The sequence below is a fragment of the Pseudomonas sp. GW823-FHT06B06 genome (genome assembly GCF_058795195.1).
In genome coordinates this window covers 1-4,988 of sequence record NZ_JBXAHO010000085.1, presented here as the reverse complement: position 1 = coordinate 4,988, position 4,988 = coordinate 1, and the positions used below count along the sequence as shown (strand labels likewise).

Annotated in this window: 4 protein-coding genes; all 4 read left to right on the top strand. The window is 62.2% G+C overall.

All coding sequences use genetic code 11. The features are described from left to right. Window positions 1-346: 346 nt before the first annotated feature. Complete coding sequence (gene pcaQ / locus AC1Q8Q_RS32065; RefSeq protein ID WP_020801258.1) at window positions 347-1,276, top strand: pca operon transcription factor PcaQ; 930 nt, start codon at window positions 347-349, stop codon at window positions 1,274-1,276. A 122-nt stretch (window positions 1,277-1,398) separates the two neighbouring features. Next, window positions 1,399-2,118, top strand: a complete 720-nt coding sequence (pcaH, locus tag AC1Q8Q_RS32060; RefSeq protein ID WP_033043918.1) for a protocatechuate 3,4-dioxygenase subunit beta — start codon at window positions 1,399-1,401, stop codon at window positions 2,116-2,118. Between the two features lie 12 nt (window positions 2,119-2,130). Further along, window positions 2,131-2,733 (top strand): protocatechuate 3,4-dioxygenase subunit alpha, encoded by a 603-nt coding sequence (gene pcaG / locus AC1Q8Q_RS32055; RefSeq protein WP_083348604.1) that lies wholly within the window; start codon window positions 2,131-2,133, stop codon window positions 2,731-2,733. A 256-nt stretch (window positions 2,734-2,989) separates the two neighbouring features. Next, window positions 2,990-4,783 (top strand): alpha/beta fold hydrolase, encoded by a 1,794-nt coding sequence (locus tag AC1Q8Q_RS32050; protein ID WP_168757583.1) that lies wholly within the window; start codon window positions 2,990-2,992, stop codon window positions 4,781-4,783. The last annotated feature ends 205 nt before the right edge of the window (window positions 4,784-4,988 follow it).

The following is a 4,988-nucleotide window of genomic DNA, read 5'->3' as shown; positions in this document are numbered from 1 at the left end:
ATGGCCGAACGCAGGCATTGCGCAGTGGGGAAACCGGCAGGACGCCGGTTTAGCCGCGCTGGGCCAGGGACGGCCCAGCGCGGCGACCTCTGTAGGAGCGAGTATGCTCCGGGCGGCGTTCCGACGAAAAACTTGAGAGCACCACGGGGTGTCAGGCTTCCCGAGTCATCGTTGACCTTCATCGCGAGCATGCTCGCTCCTACAAGGGACTCGCCGTAAGGGCGAAACCATAAGCCGCCGTTACCGCAGCAATGGATATGCCCCCCAAAAAATGGCCGGGACAACCACACAACCACTGCAAATCCAACAATAATAGAGGCCAAACCCTAAAAGCAGAGCCCCCCGTTTGAACATCGATAACCGAATCAAATTCCGGCATCTGCTGTGTTTTCTCGAGGTGGCACGCCAGGGCAGCCTGGCACGTGCCTGCGACAAATTGGCGATCAGCCAGCCAGCGCTTTCCAAAACCTTGAAGGAACTGGAAACCCTGCTCGATGCCAGGCTGTTTGAACGGGGTAAAAAGGGCTCGACGCTGACCGAAGCCGGCGTGGCCTTCCTGCGATACGCAGGGCCGAGCGTGCAAGCGCTGCGCGACGGGGTCAACAGTTTGCGCTCGGGCGTGCATGAGCCCATTACCGTGCAGCTCGGCGTGCTATCCACGGTCGAAAGCCTGTTGGTACCGGAAGTAGTCTGCCGCCTGCACGACCGTCACCCGGCGTTGGTGGTCAGTGTCGTGACTGGCCCAAGTGCCTATTTGCTGTCCCGACTGCGGGTCGGTGAGCTGGACCTGGTGGTGGGCCGGATGACCGATAGCCCACTGATACAAGGGCTCGCGTTCGAGCACTTGTACAGCGAATCCATGACCCTGGTGGTCCGCAGCGGCCACCCGGTGCTCAACGATCCGTCGGGGCAGAAAAACCTCGAAGACTATCCGCTGGTATTGCCGTCGGCGGGGACGACGATCCGCAAATTCGCCGACAGCCTGTTCGTCCAGCACGGAATAACACCATCGCGCCAACGCCTGGAAACCTTGTCGGTGGCCCTGAGTCGGCGCTACGTGCTGTGCAGCCAGGCTATCTGGGTCGCCCCTCTCGACGCTGTCAGGCAGGATTTGCGACAGGGTGAGTTGGTCGAGCTGGACCTTGGAATGCGTGAGCCGGGTGGCTCCGTCGGGCTGTGCACCAATCCCGCGTTACCGGTATCACCGGCGGCGCAGTGGTGCGTGGAGGCATTGCGCGAGGTCGGTCAGGAGTATCGCGAAGGTCAGTATCCATAACCATCTGGATATGCATAAGGTCGATTTTTTCAATTTTGCGCTGGGACGTACAAGAGGACACTGGGCCACCAGTCGCTGCCAACGCAGTGCCTCCGTCCCACCATAACAATAGGAAAAACGACATGTCTGATGCGCACGACAGCCGTTTCGTCATTCGTGACCGTAATTGGCATCCCAAGGCCCTGACGCCTGACTACAAGACCTCGATCCTGCGCTCCCCTCGCCAGGCATTGGTGAGCATCCCCCAGTCTTTATCCGAAACCAGCGGCCCGGATTTTTCCCATCTGCAAATGGGTCGGCACGATAACGACCTGCTGTTGAATTTCAATCACGGCGGCCTGCCCATCGGCGAACGCATCATCGTCGCGGGCCGGGTTTGCGATCAATACGGCAAGCCGATTCCCCACACCCTGGTGGAGATGTGGCAAGCCAATGCCGGTGGTCGTTACCGGCACAAGAAAGACAGTTACCTGGCCCCCCTCGACCCCAATTTCGGCGGCGTTGGCCGTGCGTTGACCGACCGCGATGGCAACTACAGTTTCCGCACCGTCAAGCCCGGCCCCTACCCATGGCGCAACGGCCCCAACGATTGGCGTCCTGCGCATATCCATGTCTCCATCAGTGGCCCCTCGATTGCCACGCGCCTGATTACCCAGCTGTATTTCGAAGGTGATCCGCTCATCCCCATGTGCCCGATCGTCAAGTCGATCGCCAACCCGGACGCGGTACAGAGCTTGATCGCCCGCCTGGACATGGGCATGGCCAATCCCATGGATTGCCTGGCTTATCGTTTTGATATCGTCCTGCGCGGCCAGCGCAAGACCCACTTCGAAAACTGCTGAGGAGGCCTGCGAATGCCCGTTCAACTTCTGCCTGAAACCCCGTCGCAAACCGCCGGCCCTTATGTGCATATCGGCCTGGCGCTGGAGGCCGCCGGCAATGCGCCGCGTGAGCAGGAAATCTGGAATGAGATGGCCAGGCCTGGCGCGCCAGGCGAGCATATTCTAGTGGTGGGCCACGTGTATGACGGTAATGGCCACTTGATTCGCGACGCCTTCCTGGAGTGCTGGCAAGCCAACCACGACGGCGTCTACGACAGCGCTTTCGACCTGGAGAAAGCCTTCAATTGTTTTGGCCGTACCGCGACCACCGATGCCGGTGAATGGACGATCAAGACCGTCAAGCCCGGCAGGCTGAAAAACGCCTCGGGCGTTACCATGGCGGCGCATATCAACGTGGCGTTGTTTGCCCGGGGCATCAACATTCACCTGCAGACCCGCCTGTATTTCGACGACGAACCCGAAGCGAATGCCGTGGATCCGGTGTTGAACCTGATCGAACAGCCCCATCGGCGCGAATCCCTGGTCGCCAGGCGCTGCACCGTGGATGGCAAGCTGGCGTACCGCTTCGATATTCATCTTCAAGGCGAAGCGGAAACGGTGTTCTTCGACTTCTGACGCGGCGTGGGCAGACACCAAGCTGCCCACACTCCTGAAATGAGTGCCGGCGCGCTTCAAGCGCGCTGGGTCAAACCCGCTTTCAATTCCGCTATGCATGCCTGCAGGCGCTCACGTTCAACTCATCGGCCTGCGCTCCCCGTGTCATGAAATGAAAATTCGCTGTCGTGCAATGCGAGGTGGTCGCCCCCTGCTACACCCTAGAGTCGGAGCAAAATAACAACCGGGCTCAGCACCCGGATAAAAGAGAGCCGACATGAGCAGATCCACCCGAACGAGCGAGTCCGTAACTCCAACCCAGCGCCCCCCAGCAACCGGCCGAAAGCGCCGCGTTCGCAAGGAGGGTGATCCCGCTGGCGACACCCAGCAACAAGAGCTGATCGGCACGGCTTCCAACCAGACCCTGGCGGCCAATCCGCTGGTCAGCGTGCGCGCGGCGGACCTGGCCAGCTCGGCCGGTTACCTGCTCAAGGCCGTGGGCTTGTCGCCGCTCAAGGCTGGCGCCCATCTGGGTGGCTACCTGAAGGAACTGCGCGGCATCGTCGGCGGCAATTCCAGCATCGCGCCAAACCCCAAGGACAAACGCTTTGCCGATCCAGCCTGGCAATCCAACGCCTTCCTGCGCGCGCTGCTGCAGAGCTACCTGGCCGGCCAAAGTGAACTGACCCGCTTCATCGAATCCACCGACCTTGCCCCGCTGGAAAAGAGCCGCGCCCGGTTCGTCGCGGAACTGCTGGCCGATGCCGTGGCACCGAGCAACTCGCCGCTGACCAATCCGGCGGCACTGCGCAAGCTGGTGGACACCGGGGGCATGAGCCTGGCGAGGGGCATCCGCCAGTTCGGCGATGACATGCTGAACAACCGTGGGCTCCCAAAACAGGTCGACAGCACGCCGTTCACGGTTGGCGAAAACATCGCCACGGCCAAGGGCCAAGTGGTGTTTCGCAACGAGATGTTCGAGCTGTTGCAGTTCGCCCCCACCACTGAAAATGTCCATGCCCGGCCCTTGGTGATGTCGCCGCCGCAAATCAACAAGTACTACGCCATCGACCTGTCGCCGGAGAAAAGCCTGATCAAGTGGATCCAGGACAGCGGCGTGACGCTCTTTGTCATCAGCTGGCGCAACCCCACCCGCGAGCACCGCGACTGGGGCTTGGCCGAGTACGCGCTGTGCCTCGACCAGGCGGTGGACGTGGCACGCCAGATCACCGGCAGCCCGGACGTCAACATGTGGGGCTCCTGCTCGGGCGGCATCACCCTGGCGGCTTACCTGGGCTGGCTGGCGGCCCGTGGCGAAGGCCACAAGGTGGCCAATACCAGCTGGGCCGTGTGCGTGCTGGACATGCCTTCGGCACTGGACGACACCACCCTGGGGTTGTTCACCACCCCGTCGGCCCTGCGCGCGGCCAAGGCCAGCTCCCGGCGCAAGGGCGTACTGAGCGGCCAGGGCATGGCCCGCATGTTCGCCTGGATGCGGCCCAACGACTTGATCTGGAACTACTGGGTCAACAACTACCTGCTGGGCAACAAGCCGCCGGCCTTCGACATCCTGGCCTGGAACAACGACACCACGCGACTACCCGCCCAACTGCACGCGGACTACCTCGACCTGGTCCAGCAGAACCCCTACAGCAACCCGGGCTCCCTGGAGATTGCCGGCGAGTCGATCGACATGACCCAAGTGAAGGTCGGCGCCTATGTGATCGGCGGCACCACCGACCACATCACACCCTGGCAGGGCTGCTACGGCACCGCCCGACTGTTTGGCGAGGACGCCACCTACGTACTGTCCAACGCCGGCCACCTGCAAAGCCTGGTGAACCCGCCGGGCAACCCGAAGTCGTTCTACTACGCCGCACCTGCCGCCGCCGAGACCCCGGAAACCTGGCTGCAAAACGCGGGCGAGCGCCAGCAAGGCAGCTGGTGGCCGCATTGGCGCGAATGGATCGGCCAGCGATCAGGCGAAAGCCGGCCGGCGCCGAAGAAACTTGGCTCGCGCAAATACCCGCCCCTCTGCCCCGCACCTGGCACCTATGTCATGGAGCGTTGATGACGCGCGGCGCCTGGATGAACGCGTTGCCCGGAGATTCTTCGCGAGCAGGCTCGCCCACAGGGGATCAGGTACAGCCGTGGAGCAGGTCGGCTTTAAGGCCGCCTCGCTTTGGTTTTTGATCTGAGGCGCCCCGTTAACCACGCTGGCCGAACGCAGGCATTGCGCAGTGGGGAAACCGGCAGGACGCCGGTTTAGCCGCGCT

What these genes read in the sequence shown, in the direction of transcription:
- pcaH (WP_033043918.1), top strand. Translation starts at nt 1,399, where the DNA reads ATGTCTGATGCGCACGACAGCCGTTTCGTCATTCGTGACCGTAATTGG.
- AC1Q8Q_RS32050 (WP_168757583.1), top strand. Translation starts at nt 2,990, where the DNA reads ATGAGCAGATCCACCCGAACGAGCGAGTCCGTAACTCCAACCCAGCGC.
- pcaG (WP_083348604.1), top strand. Translation starts at nt 2,131, where the DNA reads ATGCCCGTTCAACTTCTGCCTGAAACCCCGTCGCAAACCGCCGGCCCT.